20 protein-coding genes, 1 tRNA gene and 3 pseudogenes are annotated in these 20,928 nt (G+C 51.0%); 8 read left to right on the forward strand and 16 right to left on the reverse strand.

The annotated features are described in order from the left end of the window. Positions 1-347: 347 nt before the first annotated feature. Positions 348-1,088, forward strand: a complete 741-nt coding sequence (gene dpaA / locus DBY68_RS07825; RefSeq protein WP_108474699.1) for a peptidoglycan meso-diaminopimelic acid protein amidase — start codon at positions 348-350, stop codon at positions 1,086-1,088. On the opposite strand, the gene DBY68_RS07830 is transcribed toward dpaA, so the two are convergent. Further along, the gene (locus tag DBY68_RS07830; protein WP_108474698.1) at positions 1,059-1,826 is read right to left on the reverse strand and encodes a class II glutamine amidotransferase; all 768 of its coding nucleotides are present in this window, start codon (positions 1,824-1,826) and stop codon (positions 1,059-1,061) included. The two genes, dpaA and DBY68_RS07830, sit on opposite strands and share 30 nt — an antisense overlap. A gap of 42 nt (positions 1,827-1,868) precedes the next feature. Next, positions 1,869-2,450 carry a D-sedoheptulose 7-phosphate isomerase gene (gene lpcA, locus DBY68_RS07835; protein ID WP_015965778.1) on the reverse strand — a complete coding sequence of 194 codons (582 nt, stop codon included), beginning with the start codon at positions 2,448-2,450 and terminating at the stop codon, positions 1,869-1,871. Positions 2,451-2,690: 240 nt separating this feature from the next. Here lpcA and fadE point away from each other — a divergent pair, with 240 nt between their 5' ends. Continuing rightward, positions 2,691-5,135: an acyl-CoA dehydrogenase FadE gene (gene fadE / locus DBY68_RS07840; RefSeq protein ID WP_108474697.1), complete on the forward strand. Its 2,445-nt coding sequence runs from the start codon at positions 2,691-2,693 to the stop codon at positions 5,133-5,135. A gap of 183 nt (positions 5,136-5,318) precedes the next feature. Here fadE and ivy read toward each other — a convergent pair whose 3' ends face one another. Next, positions 5,319-5,765: an Ivy family C-type lysozyme inhibitor gene (ivy, locus tag DBY68_RS07845; RefSeq protein WP_199538656.1), complete on the reverse strand. Its 447-nt coding sequence runs from the start codon at positions 5,763-5,765 to the stop codon at positions 5,319-5,321. 180 nt (positions 5,766-5,945) lie between these two features. Between ivy and DBY68_RS07850 the strand changes: the two genes are divergently transcribed. After that, positions 5,946-6,716 carry an amidohydrolase gene (locus DBY68_RS07850; protein WP_108474695.1) on the forward strand — a complete coding sequence of 257 codons (771 nt, stop codon included), beginning with the start codon at positions 5,946-5,948 and terminating at the stop codon, positions 6,714-6,716. 70 nt (positions 6,717-6,786) lie between these two features. Here the strand turns inward: DBY68_RS07850 and DBY68_RS07855 are convergent. Together DBY68_RS07855 and dnaQ are read right to left on the reverse strand one after the other, a co-directional pair. After that, positions 6,787-6,863: transfer RNA gene (locus tag DBY68_RS07855), tRNA-Asp, on the reverse strand. 130 nt (positions 6,864-6,993) lie between these two features. Next, entirely contained in the window at positions 6,994-7,725 is a 732-nt protein-coding gene (dnaQ, locus tag DBY68_RS07860; RefSeq protein ID WP_108474896.1) for a DNA polymerase III subunit epsilon, read from the reverse strand. 63 nt (positions 7,726-7,788) lie between these two features. Here dnaQ and rnhA point away from each other — a divergent pair, with 63 nt between their 5' ends. Next, positions 7,789-8,256, forward strand: a complete 468-nt coding sequence (gene rnhA, locus DBY68_RS07865; protein ID WP_108474694.1) for a ribonuclease HI — start codon at positions 7,789-7,791, stop codon at positions 8,254-8,256. Here the strand turns inward: rnhA and DBY68_RS07870 are convergent. After that, positions 8,253-8,975, reverse strand: a complete 723-nt coding sequence (locus tag DBY68_RS07870) for a class I SAM-dependent methyltransferase (protein ID WP_108474693.1) — start codon at positions 8,973-8,975, stop codon at positions 8,253-8,255. The genes rnhA and DBY68_RS07870 overlap by 4 nt on opposite strands. A gap of 32 nt (positions 8,976-9,007) precedes the next feature. Between DBY68_RS07870 and gloB the strand changes: the two genes are divergently transcribed. Both gloB and mltD read left to right on the forward strand, forming a co-directional pair. Then, positions 9,008-9,763 carry a hydroxyacylglutathione hydrolase gene (gene gloB, locus DBY68_RS07875; RefSeq protein WP_108474692.1) on the forward strand — a complete coding sequence of 252 codons (756 nt, stop codon included), beginning with the start codon at positions 9,008-9,010 and terminating at the stop codon, positions 9,761-9,763. A 71-nt stretch (positions 9,764-9,834) separates the two neighbouring features. Next, entirely contained in the window at positions 9,835-11,202 is a 1,368-nt protein-coding gene (gene mltD, locus DBY68_RS07880) for a murein transglycosylase D (protein ID WP_108474691.1), read from the forward strand. Positions 11,203-11,249: 47 nt separating this feature from the next. Here the strand turns inward: mltD and DBY68_RS07885 are convergent, their stop codons facing one another. The 3 genes from DBY68_RS07885 to DBY68_RS07895 form a co-directional block, all read right to left on the reverse strand. After that, on the reverse strand, positions 11,250-12,020 hold the full coding sequence (locus DBY68_RS07885; protein WP_108474690.1) for a class I SAM-dependent methyltransferase: 771 nt from the start codon (positions 12,018-12,020) through the stop codon (positions 11,250-11,252). Between the two features lie 78 nt (positions 12,021-12,098). Beyond that, positions 12,099-12,902 (reverse strand): endonuclease/exonuclease/phosphatase family protein, encoded by an 804-nt coding sequence (locus DBY68_RS07890; protein WP_108474689.1) that lies wholly within the window; start codon positions 12,900-12,902, stop codon positions 12,099-12,101. A 143-nt stretch (positions 12,903-13,045) separates the two neighbouring features. Next, positions 13,046-14,221: an MFS transporter gene (locus tag DBY68_RS07895; protein WP_108474688.1), complete on the reverse strand. Its 1,176-nt coding sequence runs from the start codon at positions 14,219-14,221 to the stop codon at positions 13,046-13,048. A 105-nt stretch (positions 14,222-14,326) separates the two neighbouring features. Here DBY68_RS07895 and yafC point away from each other — a divergent pair, with 105 nt between their 5' ends. Continuing rightward, a complete protein-coding gene (gene yafC, locus DBY68_RS07900; protein WP_108474687.1) occupies positions 14,327-15,238 on the forward strand; it encodes a DNA-binding transcriptional regulator YafC in 912 nt (303 codons plus the stop codon). On the opposite strand, the gene dkgB is transcribed toward yafC, so the two are convergent. Both dkgB and DBY68_RS07910 read right to left on the reverse strand, forming a co-directional pair. After that, positions 15,235-16,038, reverse strand: coding sequence for a 2,5-didehydrogluconate reductase DkgB (dkgB, locus tag DBY68_RS07905; protein WP_108474686.1), 804 nt, complete (start codon positions 16,036-16,038; stop codon positions 15,235-15,237). The two genes, yafC and dkgB, sit on opposite strands and share 4 nt — an antisense overlap. A gap of 582 nt (positions 16,039-16,620) precedes the next feature. Then, positions 16,621-17,755: pseudogene (locus tag DBY68_RS07910) on the reverse strand (ISAs1 family transposase). A gap of 146 nt (positions 17,756-17,901) precedes the next feature. On the opposite strand from DBY68_RS07910, the pseudogene DBY68_RS23065 reads away from it, so the two are divergent. Beyond that, positions 17,902-18,021: pseudogene (locus DBY68_RS23065) on the forward strand (toxin SymE, type I toxin-antitoxin system family protein); the annotation flags it as partial. A gap of 42 nt (positions 18,022-18,063) precedes the next feature. On the opposite strand, the gene DBY68_RS07915 reads toward DBY68_RS23065, so the two are convergent. The 5 genes and pseudogenes from DBY68_RS07915 to DBY68_RS23220 form a co-directional block, all read right to left on the reverse strand. Continuing rightward, the gene (locus tag DBY68_RS07915; protein WP_108474685.1) at positions 18,064-18,333 is read right to left on the reverse strand and encodes a MafI family immunity protein; all 270 of its coding nucleotides are present in this window, start codon (positions 18,331-18,333) and stop codon (positions 18,064-18,066) included. Beyond that, on the reverse strand, positions 18,333-18,947 hold the full coding sequence (locus DBY68_RS23210; protein WP_146745438.1) for an RHS repeat-associated core domain-containing protein: 615 nt from the start codon (positions 18,945-18,947) through the stop codon (positions 18,333-18,335). Before DBY68_RS23210 ends, DBY68_RS07915 begins: the two co-directional genes overlap by 1 nt. A gap of 256 nt (positions 18,948-19,203) precedes the next feature. Then, positions 19,204-19,388: pseudogene (locus tag DBY68_RS23215) on the reverse strand (RHS repeat domain-containing protein); the annotation flags it as partial. Positions 19,389-19,604: 216 nt separating this feature from the next. Next, a complete protein-coding gene (locus tag DBY68_RS07930; protein ID WP_146745440.1) occupies positions 19,605-19,961 on the reverse strand; it encodes a hypothetical protein in 357 nt (118 codons plus the stop codon). 19 nt (positions 19,962-19,980) lie between these two features. Further along, positions 19,981-20,823 (reverse strand): RHS repeat-associated core domain-containing protein, encoded by an 843-nt coding sequence (locus tag DBY68_RS23220; protein ID WP_304598578.1) that lies wholly within the window; start codon positions 20,821-20,823, stop codon positions 19,981-19,983. Between the last annotated feature and the right edge of the window lie 105 nt (positions 20,824-20,928).

Below are 20,928 nucleotides of genomic sequence, written 5' to 3' on the forward strand. Positions count from 1 at the left end.
CCCCCAGAATGATAACGTTAATCAATCTTAACACTATCTTTCAGCCCCTCGCAGCAGTTCCGCTGAATTCGGCGCTAAAATGCGAGCCATTACGCAAAGCATCGACATTTTTGCCTGTGGGCGTGTTGCTTATCAGCCGTGGCTTCGGCACGCAATTTATTGATATTGAGGTGTGTTATGCGATGAATTTTGCACAGGCGTGAAAACTTAATTGTAAACACAATAATCACCCTCTTGCGAAAAAATGCTGTGATGCTAATGTGAGCCCTCTAAAGACAGATAACTCTGATTTTGTCTCTCTCTTGCCTTCCTGGCATGTGGTTTTTGTTTATCAAGGAACACGTAGTATGCGCAAAATCGCATTTTTCATTGCGATGCTTCTTATGCCGTGCATGTCATTTGCCGGGTTGCTGAGCAGCAACAGCCCGATGACACCGGTCAGTAAAGAATATAAGCAACAGTTAATGGGTTCACCGGTTTACGTTCAGATCTTCAAAGAAGAACGCGCCCTTGACCTGTACGTCAAGATGGGCGAGACGTATCAGCTCCTTGATAGCTACCGCATCTGTAATTACTCCGGCGGCCTGGGCCCGAAACGTCGCCAGGGTGACTTCAAAAGCCCGGAAGGGTTTTACTCCGTACAACGCAGCCAGCTCAAGCCTGACAGCCGTTTCTACAAAGCCATTAACATCGGTTTCCCTAATGCTTATGACCGCGCACACGGTTATGAAGGGAAATATTTGATGATCCACGGCGCGTGCGTGTCGGTGGGTTGCTATGCAATGACCGATTCCGGTATTGATGAAATCTTCCAGTTTGTGACCGGGGCGTTAGTCTTCGGCCAGCAGAGCGTGCAGGTGAGCATTTATCCGTTCCGCATGAGCGATGCCAATATGGAACGTCACAAATACTCAACCTATAAAGATTTCTGGCAGCAGCTGAAGCCGGGGTATGACTACTTCCAGCAGACGCATAAGCCGCCGATCGTTTCTGTCGTCGATGGACGCTATGTCGTCAGCAAGCCACTGAGCCACGAAGTGGTACAGCCGCAGCTGGCGTCAAATTACACACTCCCCGAGGCAAAATAAGCGCCATTCGCCTGGCATAATCTTTTGCCAGGTTTCATTACCCGTCAGCGGCTGGGTCGCAATCACTGTGACCACGTCGTTGGCGGTTGTCTCCTGCTGAAAATCAATTTCCACGTCCTGATCCAACAGCGTCGCGACGCCGAACGGTGCCCGACGGGTGATCCAGAACAGGTTGGTGGAGCAGAACGCCATCACGTAGCGCCCATCGGACAACAGCATGTTGAACACGCCTTTTTCGCGCAGTTGTGCGGCGAGCGTCGCAATGTATTTAAATACCGCAGGCATATTACCAGGCGTGCGCGGATAACGCTCGGCGAGCTTGTGCAGCAACCAGCAAAAGGCTTTTTCACTGTCGGTTTCGCCGACCGGACGGAAGTTGCCGGTTTCCAGCGATTTGTAACCGTCAAGCTGGCCGTTGTGGGCGTAGGTCCAGTTGCGCCCCCACAGTTCGCGGGTAAACGGATGGGTGTTTTCCAGCGCCACGTTGCCACGGTTAGCCTGACGGATATGCGCCACCACGGAACAGGATTTTATCGGATATTCCTGCACCAGTTTGGCGATAGGTGACTGGTAGCTTGGGTGGGGATCTTTGAATGTGCGACACCCTTTGCCTTCGTAAAAGGTGATTCCCCAGCCATCTTTATGCGGGCCGGTGCCGCCACCGCGCTGAACAAGCCCGGTAAAACTGAAGCAGATATCGGTTGGCACATTGGCGCTCATCCCGAGCAGTTCACACATTCTACACCCCCACCGCTAATCGGGGCCGAAGCCCCGTCGTTCTTACGCTTTAACCATCTCTTTTTCGATCAGCATAATCAGGATATGGATCACTTTGATGTGAATTTCCTGAACGCGATCGGCATAGCCAAAGTGCGGCACGCGAATTTCGATATCCGCAGATCCCGCCATTTTGCCGCCGTCTTTGCCGGTCAGGGTGATCACTTTCATCCCCTGCGCGCGCGCCGCTTCAATCGCTTTAATCACGTTGCCGGAGTTACCTGAAGTGGAGATCCCCAGCAGGACGTCACCTGCGCGTCCTACGGATTCAACGTAACGAGAGAAAACATATTCATAGCCGAAATCATTACTCACGCATGAGAGGTGGCTGACATCGGAAATCGCAATCGCCGGATAGCCCGGACGGTTTTCACGATAGCGGCCGGTTAACTCTTCAGCAAAGTGCATCGCGTCACAGTGGGAACCACCGTTACCGCAAGATAACACTTTACCACCCGCTTTGAAGCTGTCGGCCAGCAGCACCGCTGCACGCTGAATCGCGTGGATATTGGCTTCATCTTTCAGGAAGTTAGCCAGCGTTTCTGCCGCTTCGTTCAGTTCGTTACGAATAAGATCCTGGTACATGAGGATAATCCTTCAGTATGGGTGAAATAACTTTTTCACAGTGTACCGGATAGCATCAGCAGCGAGAAGCTAAAGCCCACCACTTCACGATGGCTTTTGATTTTTGGTGCCTATGAAAGCGGCAACAATGTGAGCTGAGTTGTAATTATTTTGTAATCACATTGCTAAAAGAAATGACATCAACTAGAACAATACTATCACAAGTGGTCAGACCTCCTACAAGACAGGGAGCATTTCTCTATGATGATTTTGAGTATTGTTGCAACCATTGCTTTACTCGGTGTGCTCTTCTATCACCGCGTCAGCCTTATGCTGAGCAGCCTGATTTTACTGGCCTGGACCGCGGCCCTTGGCGCGGCTGGGCTGTGGAATATCTGGCTGCTGGTGCCGCTGGCGATTATTCTGGTGCCGTTCAATGTGCCTTCTATGCGCCGTGCGATGATCTCCGCGCCGGTGTTCCGTACCTTCTGTAAGGTGATGCCGCCGATGTCGCGCACGGAGAAAGAAGCGATTGACGCCGGTACCACCTGGTGGGAAGGCGACCTGTTCCGCGGTAACCCGGACTGGAAAAAACTGCATAACTATCCGCAGCCGCGCCTGACGGCGGAAGAACAAGCGTTTATCGACGGCCCGGTAGAAGAAGCCTGCCGTATGGCAAACGACTTCGAAATTACCCATGAAATGGCAGATCTGCCGCCAGAACTGTGGGCATATCTGAAAGAGCATCGCTTCTTTGCGATGATCATTAAGAAAGAGTACGGCGGCCTGGAGTTCTCCGCCTATGCTCAGGCGCGTGTGCTGCAAAAACTTTCCGGCGTGTCGGGTATTCTGGCAATCACCGTTGGCGTACCGAACTCATTAGGGCCGGGCGAGCTGTTACAGCATTACGGTACTGAAGAGCAGAAAAATCACTATCTGCCACGCCTGGCGCGTGGGCAAGAGATCCCTTGCTTCGCGCTGACCAGCCCGGAAGCGGGTTCCGATGCAGGCGCTATTCCGGATACTGGCGTCGTTTGCATGGGCGAATGGCAGGGCGAGCAGGTGCTGGGGATGCGCCTGACCTGGAACAAACGCTACATTACGCTGGCACCTATCGCCACCGTGCTGGGGCTGGCTTTTAAACTCACCGACCCGGATAAACTGCTGGGCGGCGAAGAGAATCTGGGCATTACCTGTGCATTGATTCCGACCAGCACACCGGGCGTGGAAATTGGCCGTCGCCACTTCCCGCTCAACGTACCGTTCCAGAACGGCCCGACCCGTGGTCAGGATATCTTCGTCCCTATCGATTACATTATCGGCGGCCCCAAAATGGCCGGACAAGGCTGGCGTATGCTGGTTGAATGTCTGTCGGTTGGCCGTGGGATCACCCTGCCGTCGAACTCGACAGGCGGCGTGAAATCCGTCGCACTGGCGACCGGAGCGTATGCGCATATCCGCCGTCAGTTCAAAGTTTCCATTGGTAAAATGGAAGGGATTGAAGAGCCGCTGGCGCGCATTGGCGGCAACGCCTACGTGATGGACGCGGCGGCATCGTTAATTACCTACGGCATTATGCTCGGTGAAAAACCGGCGGTGCTGTCGGCGATTGTGAAATATCACTGTACCCACCGCGGCCAGCAGTCAATTATTGATGCAATGGATATCGCAGGCGGTAAAGGCATTATGCTCGGCGAAGGTAACTTCCTCGCCCGTGCTTATCAGGGCGCGCCGATTGCCATCACCGTTGAGGGTGCGAACATTCTGACCCGTAGTATGATGATCTTCGGCCAGGGCGCGATCCGTTGCCATCCGTATGTGCTGGACGAAATGGCCGCCGCGCAGAATAAAGACGTTAAAGCGTTTGATAACCTGCTGTTTAAACACATCGGCCACGTGGGCAGTAACAAGGTGCGTAGCTTCTGGCTTGGCCTGACGCGCGGCTTAACCAGCGCCACACCGACGCATGATCAGACGCGCCGCTACTATCAGCATCTGAACCGTTTGAGCGCCAACCTCGCGCTGCTCTCTGACGTGTCAATGGCGGTACTTGGCGGCAGCCTGAAACGCCGTGAACGTATCTCCGCGCGTCTGGGCGACGTATTGAGCCAGCTCTATCTCGCCTCTGCGGTACTGAAACGCTATGACGATGAAGGGCGTAACGAAGCCGATTTACCGCTGGTTCACTGGGGCGTGCAGGATGCGCTGTATCAGGCAGAGCAGGCGATAGATGATTTGCTGAAGAACTTCCCGAATCGCTTTGTCGCCGGTGCGCTGAGCGTGATTATTTTCCCGACCGGTCGCCATTATCATGCACCGTCGGATAAACTGGACCATCAGGTAGCGAAGATCCTGCAAACGCCTTGTGCCACACGCTCCCGTATTGGCCGCGGTCAGTATCTGACGCCGAGCGAACATAACCCGGTCGGTCTGCTGGAAGAAGCATTGATTGACGTGATGGCGGCCGATCCTATCCACCAGCGGATCTGCAAAGAGATTGGCAAAAACCTGCCGTTTACCCGTCTGGATGAACTGGCGCGCAATGCGCTGGCGAAAGGGCTTATCGATCAGGAAGAAGCCAATATTCTGATTAAGGCTGAAGAGAGCCGCCTGCGTAGTATTAATGTGGATGATTTCGACGCCGACGCGCTGGCGACCAAACCGGTAAAGTTGCCGGAGAAAGTCCGTAAGATTGAAGCAGCGTGATGTAAAAACGGGGCGAAAAGCCCCGTTTTATATTGCTGACAATGTGCGCTTTGTTCTTGCCGGATGCGGCGTAATCGCCTTATCCGGCCTACAAAATAGTGCAAATTCACTATATTGCAGAAACCTTGTAGGCCTGATGAGCGTAGCGCATCAGGCAAGGTTTTCCAGGCTCAAACTAACCGATTACTTAAAATTAAACCCGTCCGGATGATTTTCCAGGCTGCCGGTCAACGCCGCAAACAGCACCGTTTTGCCGTCAATAGACAACGCATCATTCACGTTCAGCCAGGTTAATTTTTCCTGTGACGTTTTTTCATCAACGGTCGAGAACAGGCCAGTCATCTGCTTAGACTTTTCAGACCACAGCACCGCCACACGTTCGGATCCGCAATCGTGCGGCTTACATGCGCTCATCACCTGATAAGATTCATCGCCCAGCGTAACGGTTTGCGCAGGGGTATATGTCCCCCCTTTCACCACCCATGCCGGCAGCTTGTGCCCTTTCACCATCTGGTTGAACGCCGCTTTGGTCGTTTCACCTTTTGCCAGGCTGCTGATAGTTACGTCTTCCTGCGCCATGGCGCTGGTTGCAAAGACCAGCGCAGCGACAGCGGTTATTGCCTTATACATCATTCCTCCCGGGCTTATCCTGCCCTTGTTGTTCATCCCCTTAAGAGTGAGCGGCAAGCCTGCCAAATGCAAATCAGATATTTCCAATAACAGCTTTTTTTATCGAAATATTCCGTAGCACGGCAACAGCCTGATAAGGTGTTAAAGTTATTAATCTCTGCAATAAAGGAGTTGACCGCCGTGCCTGGTTTGAAAATTACGCTTTTGCAGCAACCGCTGGTGTGGATGGATGGCCCTGCCAACCTGCGCCATTTCGATCGTCAACTGGAAGAGATTAGCGGGCGCGATGTCATCGTCCTGCCGGAGATGTTTACCACCGGTTTTGCGATGGAAGCCGCGAAACAGTCGCCTTCCCAGGAGGAGGTGATTTCGTGGATGCAAAAGCAGGCACAGCGTACCAACGCCCTGATTGCAGGCAGCGCGGCGCTGCAAACCGATCGCGGCCCGGTGAACCGTTTTTTACTGGTCGAACCGCAAGGCAACGTGCATTTTTACGATAAGCGCCATCTGTTCCGCATGGCGGATGAGCATCACCACTATGAAGCGGGCAACGAGCGCGTGGTGTTTGAATGGCGCGGCTGGCGCATTCTGCCTCTTGTGTGTTACGACCTGCGTTTCCCGGTGTGGTCGCGCAATCGCAACGATTACGACCTCGTCCTGTACGTCGCTAACTGGCCCGCGCCACGTTCCCTGCACTGGCAGGCGCTGCTGGTCGCCCGCGCGATTGAGAATCAGGCATACGTCGCAGGCTGTAACCGTGTCGGCACAGATGGCAACGGCCACCACTACCGCGGCGACAGCCGGGTGATTAACCCTCAGGGCGAGATTATCGCCACCGCCGACGCGCATCAGGCAACGCGCATTGATGCTGAGCTGTCGATGACGGCGTTGCGGGAATATAGAGAGAAGTTTCCGGCATGGCGGGATGCGGATGGGTTTGAGCTGGGGTGAGGGGAAACTCCCCCTAACATTCTAAAACGACAAAGGCCTGAATCATTGCTGATTCAGGCCTTTTGAATAGTGGCGGAACGGACGGGACTCGAACCCGCGACCCCCTGCGTGACAGGCAGGTATTCTAACCGACTGAACTACCGCTCCGCTGTGTTCCCTTGGGAACGAGGCGAATATTACGGGTTACCCTCGAACTCGTCAACGCTTTTTATGATGTTTTGAATCGTTTGCTGCAAAAATCACCCACTTGACTATTTTCACAGCAAAAACAGGCGTTTTACGCTCGCCAGAGGCAGCTTCCACCCTTCTTTTGAACCAGATCGAGACGGGATTCGTGCGCCGCCAGCTCTTCATCGGAGGCAAAAACAACCCGTAGTTTGCTTCCCGCACGGTTTACACGCTGAATGCCAACATCGTTTCGTTGCTGCTGCCCTTCCCCTTCCATCGAAAAAGCCATCGATGTCTGGCCGCCGGTCATCAGCAGATATACATCGGCCAGAATCTGGGCATCGAGCAGAGCCCCGTGGAGTGTACGTTTGCTGTTATCGATTTCGTAGCGTGAGCACAACGCATCAAGGCTGTTGCGCTTCCCGGGGAACATCTTCCTCGCCAACGCCAGGCTATCGGTAACTTTGCAGAAAGTATCCGTTTTCGGAATACCGCGATTCAGCTTGCCGAACTCGTAGTCCATAAAGCCAATATCGAACGATGCGTTATGGATGACCAGTTCCGCTCCACGGATATAGTCCATAAACTCGTCGGCAATCTCGCCAAAGGTCGGCTTATCCAGCAGGAACTCATCGGCAATCCCGTGAACGCCGAACGCTTCAGGATCCACCAGCCGATCGGGCTTGAGGTAAAAGTGGAAGTTATTTCCGGTCAGACGACGGTTGATCACCTCGACGGCACCGATCTCGATGATCTTATGCCCTTCGTAGTGTGCCCCGATCTGGTTCATACCGGTGGTTTCCGTATCGAGGACGATCTGTCGTGTAATTGCAGTGCTCATATCGGTCATTTATGTCAGACTTGTCGTTTACGTGTCGATTTCAATACAGGAAGTCTACCAGAGATGCTTAAACAGGTAGAAATTTTCACCGATGGTTCATGTCTCGGTAATCCAGGGCCTGGCGGCTATGGCGCCATTTTACGCTATCGTCAGAAGGAGAAAACCTTTAGCGAAGGCTATTATCTGACAACCAATAACCGTATGGAACTGATGGCGGCGATTGTCGCACTTGAAGCGCTGAAAGAACACTGTGCAGTAGTATTAAGCACCGACAGCCAGTACGTGCGTCAGGGGATCACCCAGTGGATCCACAACTGGAAGAAGCGCGGCTGGAAAACCGCAGATAAAAAACCTGTTAAGAATGTCGATCTGTGGAAACGTCTGGATGCCGCACTGGGTCAGCATGAAATTCACTGGATGTGGGTAAAAGGCCACGCCGGGCATCCGGAGAACGAACGCTGTGATGAACTGGCACGCGCGGCAGCCTCCTCTCCAACCCAGGAAGATACCGGATACCAGCCAGACGCTTAAGCGTTTGGCTTTTTATATTGCCGCGTCGCGCCCACGGCCTGTGGAATGCGGCTTTTCGCTTTATTCTGCTTCATCGGGTTAAGCGTCAGCGGAATCGTCCGTTTACGCGCTACAATATATTGCACACAGCCCAACGCCGGTAGATGCGTACTCAACAGTTTCCCGCCCTGTTTTGTCCAGGGCAAAACCTGCGCTCTTCCCTGATGCAATACTTCAAAATTAAGCAGTGCCAGCCAGTCCAGCTGGCGCGTCAGAGTAAACATGCGGCTGTTGTAGGGAATTTTGTTGCGCAGCACGGGCACCCACTTTCGCAAGCCGACCAGGCTGATAGGGTTAAAGCTGGTGATAATCAGCCAGCCATCATCAATCAGCACGCGGTCAGCTTCACGCAACATGCGGTGCGGATCTGAACACCAGGGAAGCGTATGCGCCAGCAGGCAGGCATCCACCGACTTCTCGGCAAAGGGTAAATAGAGAGGGTCGGCGTTGACCTGAATCGGGTTGCCCGCCAGCGAGACGTTAACCTGATGTGAGATAGCACAGGCTTCCGTGTTAATTTCTGCGCTCAGGTTCCCAATTTTAAGCAAATGAAAACCATAGAGTTTCGTAAGCCAGGGTTTCAGTTGACGCTCCAGCGCCTCGCGATAATACTCACCCCAGGGCATTTCAGCCCAATGACCGGGCGCTGCGACTGTTTGAGGTATCCTTGCCGGTTTCATCACAACCTTCCGTTCGTTTTAAGAGGTAATTTATGAATCTTAACAGTATTCCCGCGTTTCAGGACAACTACATCTGGGTTCTGAGCGACGACGCAGGTCGCTGCCTGATTGTCGATCCCGGCGAGGCCGCACCGGTTTTGCGTGCAATTAAAGAAAACAACTGGCAACCGGAAGCGATTTTCCTGACGCACCACCATGCCGATCATGTCGGCGGCGTGGCAGAATTGCGCCAGCACTTTCCATATCTTGAGGTTTATGGCCCTGCCGAAACGCAAGATAAAGGAACGACGAAGGTGGTCGCTGAGGGGGATAAAGTGTCCGTTTTCGGACATGAATTTTGTATCATCGCCACGCCAGGTCACACTTTAGGACATATCTGTTTCTTTAACATGCCTTATCTGTTTTGCGGCGACACGATGTTCTCCGGTGGCTGCGGGCGGCTTTTTGAAGGCACAGCAACCCAAATGTATCAATCACTTAAGAAAATAAGCGCGCTTCCTGACGATACGTTAATTTGTTGTGCACATGAGTACACTTTATCAAATATGAAGTTTGCCCTGAGCATCCTACCGCATGATTTGTTCATAAATGAATACTATCGAGAAGTTAAGGAGTTACGTGCTAAAAATCAAAAGACACTCCCCGTTACTCTGAAAAATGAGCGTCGTAATAATATTTTTCTAAGAACAGATGATGTTGATTTTATTAGTGAAATTTCAAAAGAAACAAAATTGCTACAACCTTCTGAGCGTTTTGCATGGTTAAGGGCAAAGAAAGACAACTTCTGATACTTCGCGGTTGCGTTTTGAAAAGTTCGCCGTTATGATCGGTCGTCTTTTAAGCAACTATTGACACACACATGAAGGCAAAAGCGATATTACTCGCCTCTGTCCTGCTGGTGGGGTGCCAGGCGTCAAAGCACGATGGCAATATCCAACAGCACGCACAGAGCCTTTCTGCGGCTAGTCAAGGAGAAGCGGGTAAGTTTGCAAGTCAGGCGCGGTGGATGGACGATGGGACATTCTACGCGCAGGATCAGGACTTGTGGGCTTCCATTGGCGACGAGCTAAAGATGGGAATTCCGGAAAATACCCGGATTCGCGAACAGAAACAGAAGTATTTAAGCAATAAGAGCTATCTCCACGATGTAACTTTACGGGCAGAGCCGTATATGTACTGGATAGCCGGGCAAGTTAAGAAACGTAACATGCCTATGGAACTGGTATTACTACCCATAGTGGAGAGCGCTTTTGACCCGCACGCAACGTCTGGCGCCAATGCCGCAGGCATTTGGCAGATCATTCCGAGCACAGGGCGCAATTACGGTCTGAAACAGACCCGCAGTTACGACGCACGCCGCGATGTTGTTGCCTCCACAACAGCAGCGCTGGATATGATGCAGCGTCTTAACAAGATGTTCGACGGCGACTGGTTATTAACCGTGGCGGCGTACAACAGCGGTGAAGGCCGTGTAATGAAGGCAATGAAAGCGAACAAAGCGCGTGGTAAACCCACCGATTTCTGGTCGCTGCCGCTGCCTCAGGAAACCAAGCTTTACGTACCGAAAATGCTGGCTTTGAGCGATATTCTCAAAAACAGTAAACGTTACGGTGTGCGACTGCCAACACCAGATGAAAGCCGTGCACTGGCGCGAGTACGTCTCGATAGCCCTGTTGACATGAAACAGCTGGCCGATATGGCGGGTATTTCAGTCAACAAGCTGAAGACGTTTAACGCGGGCGTAAAAGGCTCCACGCTGGGCGCAAGTGGCCCGAAGTACGTGATGGTGCCGCAAAAGCATGCTGACCAGCTGCGTGAATCGCTGGCATCAGGTGATATTGCCGCAGTCCAGCCAACGCTGGTTGCTGACAATACGCCATTGCAGAGCCGCAGCTATAAAGTACGCTCAGGTGACACCCTGTCAGGTATCGCATCACGTCTCGGCGTGTCTGCGAGCGACCTGAAACAGTGGAATAACCTGCGCGGCAATAATCTGAAGATTGGTCAGAGCTTAACGGTTGGCGCAGGCAACAGCGCAGCGCAGCTTGCTAAAAACAGCGATAGCATTACCTATCGCGTGCGTAAAGGCGACTCGCTGTCCAGTATTGCTAAACGTCACGGCGTAAACATCAAAGATGTGATGCGCTGGAACGATGATACTGACAACCTGAAACCGGGCGATCAGCTGACGTTGTTTGTGAAGAACAACGACCGTCCCGATTCCTGATCGGCAAATAAGAAAAAAGGCACCGTTATACGGTGCCTTTTTTGTATCTAGCGGGCTTTATGCGCTTCAAACATGATGGTATCGCTGATGAAGGAGCCATCCTCCTGTAACGCATACCACGTTTTCACCTCCGCTGACGCACTCTCCTGATAGAGCCGTATCGCCTCGCACAGCGCCACAGGTGTACGCATACGTTCAACCCATGACGCGAAATTCAGGGGTAATCTGTCGGTAATCAGGTTATCCACCGCCAGCCCCGCTTCTGTCGTCAGCGCCAGCCACTCACCGCTGGAGTAGTTACGAACGTGCGAGGTATCGCGCAGCGCTTCAACCGTTTGCAGCCAGATGTCTCGTACCGGATGGCCCGGTGACATCACATCCATAATAATCAGCGTACCGCCCGGCTTCAGCACTCGCTTGACTTCCCGCAGAGCCTGACCCACATCGTGCCAGTGGTGCGCCGAATAGCGGCTAATCACGACATCAAAACTGGCATCCTCAAAAGGCAATGATTCGGCAAATCCCTGACGTGTTGAGACATTATTCAGCCCCTTATCACGCGCCGCCTGAGCGACCACCGCCAGCATCTGGCTGGATAAGTCATAAGCCGTGACCTGCGCCACTTCACCCGCCGCGACAAAACTGGCGTGTCCCGCGCCGCAGCCTAAATCCAGCAGGTGAGCCTCAGGGAAATCTGCCAGACGGGCTTTCAGACGTTGCAAATCACGGCCAGATGCATGTACCGCACTGGTTAAATAGGCTTGCGCCTGAGAACCGAACTGCTTTTCAACGTTGTCATGGTGGGAATGTGTTGTCATTGTGTTGTCCTTGGTTGTGTTTGAAATTAAGGGCAGCACTGAGGGATCAGGTCTGCCCATGGCAGACCTGACGCACCTCTATTTGACAGGTATGCCGGGACTGAATTCGACGAGTAGCGGGTTATGATCGGAAGCACGCGTCACCAGAACCGATGCATCGTGCACGTTCAAACCACGGTAGAAGACAAAATCGAGCGGACGACCAAACGCGCGACGGCGCTGATCATCAGAAAAACGCACTTCGCGCAGCGACATTTCGCGGGCAAAGCGGTAGAGCGCATTCATGCGCGGACGGCTCCACGCATTAAAATCACCGGCCATAATCACCGGGCCACTGTGATGCGCGATCTGATCGCCAATCGGCAGGAGCTGTTTACTGTAAACATCGACGCCAAGGCTGAAATTCACCGCATGGATATTCACCACCATCAGCAGACGCGAGTCAGGAAGTGGGTAAACGGTTACTAACGCAGATTTTGCCAGGCGCAGAATAGGTTCGCGCTCGCGCAGCGGGCAGCAATAAACAGGTTGTGCAGAAGAAAGCGTCATCACACCAGAGGGATGCTGTGGCAGGACGAATGCAGGAACCTGATCCGCGGCTAAATAGTTAGTGGTCGCAAACTTCACCAGCTCGGGCGTCGTTTGCGCTTCCTGAAGGAGCATCAGGTGGGCATCTTTACCAAAATTTTTCAGCACCGACAGCCATTCGGCACGCTGCTGCTTGAAGATATTCCACACCAGAACGCGAATATTTTCTTCAGTACTTAATGGTGCACCTGCGGGCAGTGCCTGCCCCATACCTGCATACATCCCAGGCGGAGGCAAAATTCGCTCCGCTGGTTGACCGGCGATGTAACGCATAGCATAGGTATTTTTTCGCACTTTCTTTTTTTGACCTCAATAAACAAAGAACCAACCTGTTACCAGGATGGTTCTTCAGTTATAGGGATTTTTGCTCACAGTTTCAACGCTAATCGCGATAAAGCTGTGTGAACTTCTGTAAGCAAGCGCTTACTCGTTTTGTATTAGCCTAATACCAGGCGATGTGTCTTATCCAGACGACCGCTCAGGGCAATCAGCAACAATGCCACCAGAACAATCACTGCGCCAATCCATGGGGTTTGCGCCAGACCATAATGCTCCACCGTTTGGCCGCCGATAACAGAGCCCAGCGCGATGCCAATGTTGAAGGCTGCGATATTAAGGCCGGACGCCACATCAACCGCTGAAGGCGTATACTCTTCAGCTTTCTGTACAACATAGACCTGCAGACCCGGAACGTTGCCAAAAGCAAATATCCCCATCACCAGCACCGTCGCCAGCGCAGCATACTGAGTCGAGGCGGTGAACTGAAACACCAACAATAAAACCATCAGTGCAGCGAAGATAAATTTTAGCGCCGGTACCGCACCATGTTTATCAGCCAGTTTACCACCCCAGATATTGCCAATTGCGACGGAAACGCCGTATCCCAGCAGGATCCAACTCACCGCGCCTGGTGTAAAACCAGCCAGGTTCTGCATCATCGGCGCAAGGAAAGTGAACGCGGTAAATACGCCACCGTAGCCGAGTGCAGTTACCGCATAAATCATCAGCAGACGTGGATGCGTCAGCACCTTAACCTGTTCACGCAGACTGGCTGGCGCACGGCTGGGAATATTATTTGGCACCAGAATCGCACTGGCAATTAAGGCAATCACACCCAGCGCGGAGACCGCAAGGAACGTTTCACGCCAACCGAAGTGTTGACCAATAAACGTGCCTAACGGTACCCCGGTAACCAGCGCGACCGTGAGCCCGCCAAACATAATAGCAATCGCAGATGCAGCTTTCTCTTTCGGCACCAGACTGGTGGCGATCGTGGAACCAATTGAGAAGAATACGCCATGCGCCAGGCCCGTCATCAGGCGAGCCAACACCAACGTGGCATAACCCGGCGCCTGCCAGGCCAGCAGGTTACCGAGGGTAAACAGCACCATCAGCCCCAGCAACAGCTGTTTGCGCGGCAGTTTACCGGTGAGCGCGGTCAGAACCGGTGCGCCAATGGCAACACCTAATGCATAGATAGACACCAGCAGGCCGGCGGATGGCAGGGAGATAGATAACTGTTCAGCAATGGTTGGCACCAGTCCAACAATGACAAATTCCGTTGTGCCTATCGCAAAAGCACTGATAGTCAACGCAAGTAACGCCAGAGGCATAATTTACTCCACATCATTCAGTATTAAGATGACATGAAGTATGCCGGGATGTTTTAATAACAAAAACCATCAAAATCTCAATTGAATTTTGCATCAGGTGCAACAATGAAAGCTACCTCAGAAGAAATTGCCATTTTCGTTGCCGTCGTCGAGAGCGGCAGCTTCAGCCGTGCGGCGGAGCAGCTTGGCCAGGCCAACTCGGCGGTCAGCCGGGCCGTAAAAAAACTCGAGTCTAAGCTGGGTGTTGGCCTGCTCAACCGAACGACGCGCCAGCTCAGCCTGACAGAAGAAGGCGAGCGCTATTTCCGACGTGTGCAGGTAATTCTGCAGGAGATGGCGGCCGCTGAAGACGAAGTAATGGAGACGCGCCGCGTACCGCGCGGGGTGCTACGTGTGGATGCCGCGACGCCTGTGACACTCAATTTTCTGACGCCGTTGATTAAGCCCTTTCGCGAACGCTATCCGGAAATCACGCTTTCTTTGGTCTCCTCGGAGACGTTTATCAATCTGATTGAGAGAAAGGTAGATGTGGCCATTCGCGCGGGGGCGTTAAGCGATTCCAGCCTGCGCGCCAGGCCGCTATTTACCAGTTATCGTAAGATAGTCGCCTCGCCGGACTACATCGCGCGTCATGGCAAACCGGAAACCGTTGCCGAACTTAAGGATCATCTGTGCTTAGGCTTTACTGAACCAGCCACGCTGAATACCTGGCCGGTCTCCTGTTGCGATGGTCAGTTGCATGAAATTACCAGTGGGCTGTCGTCCAATAGTGGAGAAACCATTAAACAGCTCTGCCTGAACGGGAATGGAATTGCGTGTCTGTCGGATTATATGATTATGAAGGAGCTGGAGCGGGGAGAATTCGTGGAGTTGCTCGCCGAACATCGCGTGCCGGTCGAGATGCCGTTTAGCGCGGTATATTACAGTGATAAAGCAGTGAGCCCGCGGATCCGGGCCTTCATTGATTTCCTGAGTGAACATGCGGGCAGCTTTGCCGCCCGCACGCAGGAGAGTTAATCCCAGTTCGGCGCCAGGCCGTCCGGGCTGACCAGGCGGTCATTGCAATCCAGTGCAGCGATCGCTTTTTTGTCTTCAGCATCCAGTTGCAGATCCAGCGCCAGCAGGTTACTTGCCAGGTTTTCACGTTTGGTAGAAGAAGGAATAACCGAGTACCCCTCCCCCATCGCCCATGCCAGAATCACCTGTGCTGGTGTAGCATTATATTTTGCGGCAATACGCACAATGGTTTCATCTTTCAGCGCTTTACCATAAGCCAGGGTCATATACGAGGTGATGTGAATACCGTGCTCACTCGCCCAGTCCACCACTTTCCGGTTTTGCAGGTACGGGGAAAGCTCAACCTGATTGGTCGCGATATTCTCGGCGCCAACTGCAGCGATCGCTTTCTCCATCAGCGGGATCGTAAAGTTAGAGATACCAATTTCCCGCGTCAGGCCCTGTTTTTTTGCTTCCAGCAACGCGTGCATGAACTCGTCGACAGAAACAGCATCGTTTGGCGATGGCCAGTGGACCAGGGTTAAATCGACATATTCTGTGCGTAGCTTTCTCAGACTCTCTTTGAGGCTGGGGATAAGCTTCTCTTTGCTCAGATTCTCAGTCCAGATCTTGGTGGTGATAAAGATCTCTTCACGTGGTACGTTGCTTTCAGCAATCGCCTGACCCACGGCGGCTTCGTTATCGTAGATTTGCGCAGTATCGACGGCACGATAACCAAGTTCCAGCGCAGTTTTTACCGAAGCGATGACCACGTCATCTTTCAGACGGAAAGTACCAAGACCAAATGCAGGGATAGACATAGTGTTCCTCTTTAATCCTTTGTTTTGATAGTAAAGAGGATTATGGCGATGCAGATGGGAGAGAAAAAGAGTGAAAAATGCAGAGGATTTTTGCTAAAAACGCAATAATCAGTCAATAAACGAAAAAAAGCCCTGAGCGTTAACTCAGGCCTTCTTAATAAGTGGCGGAATGGACTGAGCCAGAATTTAAGCTCTAAACGGCTGAAAAAAAAAACAACATCGCCGTGACTGCTTTCACTGTGGGGGCTAATTATAGGCCCAATTTCAAAACCTGCAGCTATAACCTGTTTTACGCTGTTTAATCGCGAAAATTTTAGACGCCGCAGACATTCCTGATACTCACCGGGACATCACGCAGTGTCACCCGCATCAGCCACGCTTCCTTTATACACATGGTACAGAACTTACTGCCGGGCAGCATCGTGCAATCTACCAATCTTTTATGTCGTTGAGTTTATCTGTTTTCTGGCAGCCTGTCGCATATCTGTGCGTCTGAATCTGGCTCAACTGGAACAGTTTGTTGCTACATTTATGTACAACACCATGAAAACCGCCTGTAATGCATCCTGAGCCAGGGCAAGATTACGAAAGCCCGCTCCCAGCGAGGACTGACGCGAGGTAGTCTCTGTCCATAGCTGCTTTTCGCATCTTACGTCTTAGCCCTGCCTTGAATACCTTATGATTCGTCAAAATATTAATCGCAATATATCTTATCCCTGAAAATAACTCCGCTGCGTTCCCTCTTCTTATTTTGCAGTCATCTTCATTCATTACCACGTCCAGGCGCCAGTGCAGCTTATTCTCCACGTGCCAGTGATTTCGGATCGCTGTCGCAAACTTCTCTGCACTTAAATCAGCAGAACTGATATAATATCTGACCACCATTTCTGGTTCTTTCTTTTTTTCTGCTATTATTGAGCGAAATGACACTGCCACGCATAATTTCTTCAGCCCTTTCCATTCAAACGTGAAATAAATAAGGTCATCAGGGACGTCGCAAACAATATGAAGACGAGTTTCTTCTCTACCGTGACTCTTTTCACTTATTGCATAACTGTCATATTCAGGATTATTCAATTCTTTAAGCGGAAATTTTTCCTCAAAGGCTTTACAAAGCCGCCCCTGATTTACTTTTACTGCGAATAAGTAATCACCGCCCTGTTTTTGTATCTTCTCTGCAATATCTTTCTGACATCCCATCGCATCGGTTTTGATGGTTTTTCCCTTAATATCCCTCATGTTAAGAAGTTCAGGGATGGCGGTGATTTCATTGGATTTCTCATCCATTTTGATCTGCCCCAGGACCAGACAGTACATCGTCGAGAACGCACTGATAACATGAATTGCCCCTCTGCGACGGCTTTTATCATAAGAGTGTCGAAGTGTTTTCCCATCAATTGCGATAATGTCTTTATCATTTGAACAATGACAATCACGCACCCAGTTAATAAAACATTCGTGAAATTTGTAGGACTGATACAGGATAAAACTCTGGCTATTGTGTCATGAACTGGAATACCGTTTTCAAAATCACCATATTGCTTCAGGAAATCAAGATGTGTCTCGCCAAAATCTTCTATATCTTCCCAGCCTTCTGCACCAGAGATTACGGAAAAATAGTCAGAAGCAAAATATCAGATAATTTATATTCTATCTTCCAGGCTTGTCTGCAATCAGGAATAATAGAAATATGTTCCATTAGCTTTCCAAGATCCATTTTGTTCTCTTTATTTATACAGGAGTTTATTTGATCATATATGACGTTTGAAGGACAGTTCCAGCTATTAAGGAAGATCTTAATTCCTGAACATAAAATGCTAATTATTTAGTACAAAAAACATTCGTTACGTGATCTTTCCCTGGTGCCTGATCCTGATTGCAGAGCACGACGAGGAGTAGGAACTGAGGAAGGAACTTTATCAGGTTAAACAGGTGGTTAAGGGGATGAAGAGCGGGATATCCGGCGTACTGCGTGAAGTCTAAAAATAAAACCGGGATGAATTAAATCGTCCCGGTTTTAATAAATCAAAGTATATATGCAATCATTTTTTTATTAATACTTTCTGAATCTAAATTCATAATATCCGACAATTTAATCATCATGTTTAAAATGTCATTATTTATGCTTTTATCTTCTTCAATTATAATATCGATCACAGTATCTAACGCCAAGCCATATTCATTATATTTAATAAATTCAATAACCTCATCAAGTTCTGTTTGCGTGAAACATGTTTTCAACATATCTATTAGCTCAAATAACTTAGATTCTATTTCTTTATATTTTATATCCATTAGCGAGGATTCCTGGGAACGTTTGTTGGGAAGCCGGATACAATATCACCATTTTTTTCTTGAACTACTCTAATATCAATACCGTCTCGTGTTCCATTTGTAACCGTTCTTCCTCCACGTCCTGTCGTAGATGTCAGTGAAGGATCTGTAGCTATATCTGAAACTTCGTGCATTATTTTGTCATCAGACCATCCCGCCGGAAATTCACTTTTACCGGGATGCCCTGTGCCAGGACGATGACCACCACCTGTCGCATCACCATCTAAAATATGTCTACGGCGTTGAGGGCTGGCAAGATCTACATAATTATCTAAATCATTATTTCCAGTCGTTTTGCATAACCCAAGCGGATCTATATATTTTAGAGGATTAGGCGCATAAGCATATAAGTTTAACCCGCCCCGCAGCCCTATCGGGTCCGGACTTAAATACTGCCCCGTTCCGGCGTCGTAGTAGCGGTGTAAATTATACCACAGCCCGCTCTCTTCATCCTGCCATTGCCCTGCAAAACCCGCATCGCAGCTTTCACGCCCGTTATCCGGCGAGTCGTTCGCTGCCAGCCCCCACAGGGTGCGGTGTTTCGTCCACACCTTCTGCCCGTTCGCGCTGTACATCTCCTGCGGTGCACCGTCCGGGCCGGTTACTATCGGGTAAAAATGGCTCCGGTCATCATTCGCCGCCCGGCTTTCCTTCGCCAGCAGTTCAAACCCGCCACGGTAGTGCCACTGCTCCCGCAACGCCGGGCTGCCGTCCGCGTACCGTTTCTCACTGGCGGAAAGCGCCATGCCCAGCCACTGGTAGCGTACTTCGCTGATGGCGTGCGGGTGTCGTTTCCACGCCGCCCGGATAACGCAGCGTTTTGCAGTTCGTCTGCCAAAGGCGTCGTAGCTGTACTGCCATACCTCACCATCTGGGGTCTTTATCTCGCGCAGACGGTCGAAGTCATCCCAGCGGTAGCGCCACTCCTGTGGGCGGAAGCCGCGTTTGTGTTCGGTGCGCTTTATTACCCTGCCGCAGGCGTCGTATTCGTAGCGGCTGTCGCCCGCCTGGTTCACGCATTCATTACTGTACTGGTGCTGCGACAGAATGCCTTTTATCCGGCTTTCCGCTATCTGCTCGTTTACGGTATAGCGGTAGCGTTCTTCCTGCGCCGGGCCACCGGCGTCCAGTCGCAGTACGCTGGTTATCTGGTCGCGGGCATCATACTGATAGCGCGTTTCCCGCTCCGTGCGCGTTTGTTAGAAATCAAAAAATATCGATAAAGAATCCCTTTATTTTTTTTCAAGCAACTCCTCATAAAGCCACATAATTAACCATTTACTATTTCTTGAATGTTCTAGCATATAATGTCCAGACAAATATTTAACAAATTCGCCATCATGAAGAGAAATATTTTTATTCATACTATCAGAAAATATATTCAGAGTCCCTGACTGTACAAAAATATATCCCGTCATCATTGTCGTAGGTAAAGACAGCGCAGTTTTGTGAATTTTACTAACAATTCTTGAATTATTTTCATTTAAACCAACTATTAATCTAACATTATCTTCAGTGAGAGGAACGTCAAAATAATCCGACCACTTATAGATATGAAAGTCACTTAAATTTAGAAAAAACTCGCTCATATCATTCTCATATAAAAACTCAAGGAAAAACAACCCCGTATTCTTCAAACGCAGCTCTAGCCGCTGCTTCAGATGCAGCGTTCTGAGTTCCAGTATTTCCGAAATGATAATGACCACTGTGAGGGGCTATATCAGTACCGAATCTTCCATTCACAACAGTAGCCTCTCCCGCCGCAAGAACTGGTTTTCCATTTGCAATTGCAGCATGAGAAATTTCTATCCCATCTTGCATTTTTGGTGCAGTTAATAGAGTGCCATCTTCAAGAAGGACATACTTTATATCGCCAGCTTCATCAGCCATATCTGCGAAACGTGGGTCTGATGGTTTCATCGGTTCAACACCGGCCTCTCTCATTGCAGCCAATTCCTCATCTAAATGTTCCGGTAATTGATTTTTAAACGGGCACCCAATAAAACCCCACGGATCACACCATCCCACCGGGTCGTGTACATACGACTGAGTATTTAACCCGCCCGCCAGTTTTAGTGGGTCCTGGCTTAAATACTGCCCCGTTCCGGCGTCGTAGTAGCGGTGTAAATTATACCACAGCCCGCTCTCTTCATCCTGCCACTGGCCCATGAAACCCGCATCGCAGCTTTCACGCTCACTGTCCAGCAAGTCGTTTGCGGCCGGAAGCCCCCACAGGCTGCGGTGTTTCGTCCACACCTTCTGCCCGTTCGCGCTGTACATCTCCTGCGGCGCACCGTCCGGGCCGGTCACTATCGGGTAAAAATGGCTCCGGTCATCATTCGCCGCCCGGCTTTCCTTCGCCAGCAGTTCAAACCCGCCACGGTAGTGCCACTGCTCCCGCAACGCCAGGCTGCCGTCTGCATACCGTTTCTCACTGGCGGAAAGCGCCATGCCCAGCCACCGGTAGCGTACTTCGCTGATGGCGTGCGGGTGTCGTTTCCACGCCGCCCGGATAACGCAGCGTTTTGCAGTTCGTCTGCCAAAGGCGTCGTAGCT

Origin of the sequence: Pseudocitrobacter sp. RIT415 (genome assembly GCF_003057695.2) — a bacterium.
Classification (GTDB): Bacteria; Pseudomonadota; Gammaproteobacteria; order Enterobacterales; family Enterobacteriaceae; genus Pseudocitrobacter; species Pseudocitrobacter faecalis.

Coding starts and splice junctions, on each gene's coding strand:
- rnhA (WP_108474694.1), top strand. CDS start 7,789: ATGCTTAAACAGGTAGAAATTTTCACCGATGGTTCATGTCTCGGTAAT.
- ivy (WP_199538656.1), bottom strand. CDS start 5,765: ATGTATAAGGCAATAACCGCTGTCGCTGCGCTGGTCTTTGCAACCAGC.
- dpaA (WP_108474699.1), top strand. CDS start 348: ATGCGCAAAATCGCATTTTTCATTGCGATGCTTCTTATGCCGTGCATG.
- lpcA (WP_015965778.1), bottom strand. CDS start 2,450: ATGTACCAGGATCTTATTCGTAACGAACTGAACGAAGCGGCAGAAACG.
- DBY68_RS07885 (WP_108474690.1), bottom strand. CDS start 12,020: ATGACAACACATTCCCACCATGACAACGTTGAAAAGCAGTTCGGTTCT.
- DBY68_RS23210 (WP_146745438.1), bottom strand. CDS start 18,947: ATGTACAGCGCGAACGGGCAGAAGGTGTGGACGAAACACCGCACCCTG.
- DBY68_RS07870 (WP_108474693.1), bottom strand. CDS start 8,975: ATGAAACCGGCAAGGATACCTCAAACAGTCGCAGCGCCCGGTCATTGG.
- DBY68_RS07895 (WP_108474688.1), bottom strand. CDS start 14,221: ATGCCTCTGGCGTTACTTGCGTTGACTATCAGTGCTTTTGCGATAGGC.
- dnaQ (WP_108474896.1), bottom strand. CDS start 7,725: ATGAGCACTGCAATTACACGACAGATCGTCCTCGATACGGAAACCACC.
- DBY68_RS07930 (WP_146745440.1), bottom strand. CDS start 19,961: ATGAGCGAGTTTTTTCTAAATTTAAGTGACTTTCATATCTATAAGTGG.
- DBY68_RS07830 (WP_108474698.1), bottom strand. CDS start 1,826: ATGTGTGAACTGCTCGGGATGAGCGCCAATGTGCCAACCGATATCTGC.
- dkgB (WP_108474686.1), bottom strand. CDS start 16,038: ATGTCTATCCCTGCATTTGGTCTTGGTACTTTCCGTCTGAAAGATGAC.
- yafC (WP_108474687.1), top strand. CDS start 14,327: ATGAAAGCTACCTCAGAAGAAATTGCCATTTTCGTTGCCGTCGTCGAG.
- fadE (WP_108474697.1), top strand. CDS start 2,691: ATGATGATTTTGAGTATTGTTGCAACCATTGCTTTACTCGGTGTGCTC.
- DBY68_RS23220 (WP_304598578.1), bottom strand. CDS start 20,823: ATGGCGCTTTCCGCCAGTGAGAAACGGTATGCAGACGGCAGCCTGGCG.
- gloB (WP_108474692.1), top strand. CDS start 9,008: ATGAATCTTAACAGTATTCCCGCGTTTCAGGACAACTACATCTGGGTT.
- DBY68_RS07915 (WP_108474685.1), bottom strand. CDS start 18,333: ATGGATATAAAATATAAAGAAATAGAATCTAAGTTATTTGAGCTAATA.
- mltD (WP_108474691.1), top strand. CDS start 9,835: ATGAAGGCAAAAGCGATATTACTCGCCTCTGTCCTGCTGGTGGGGTGC.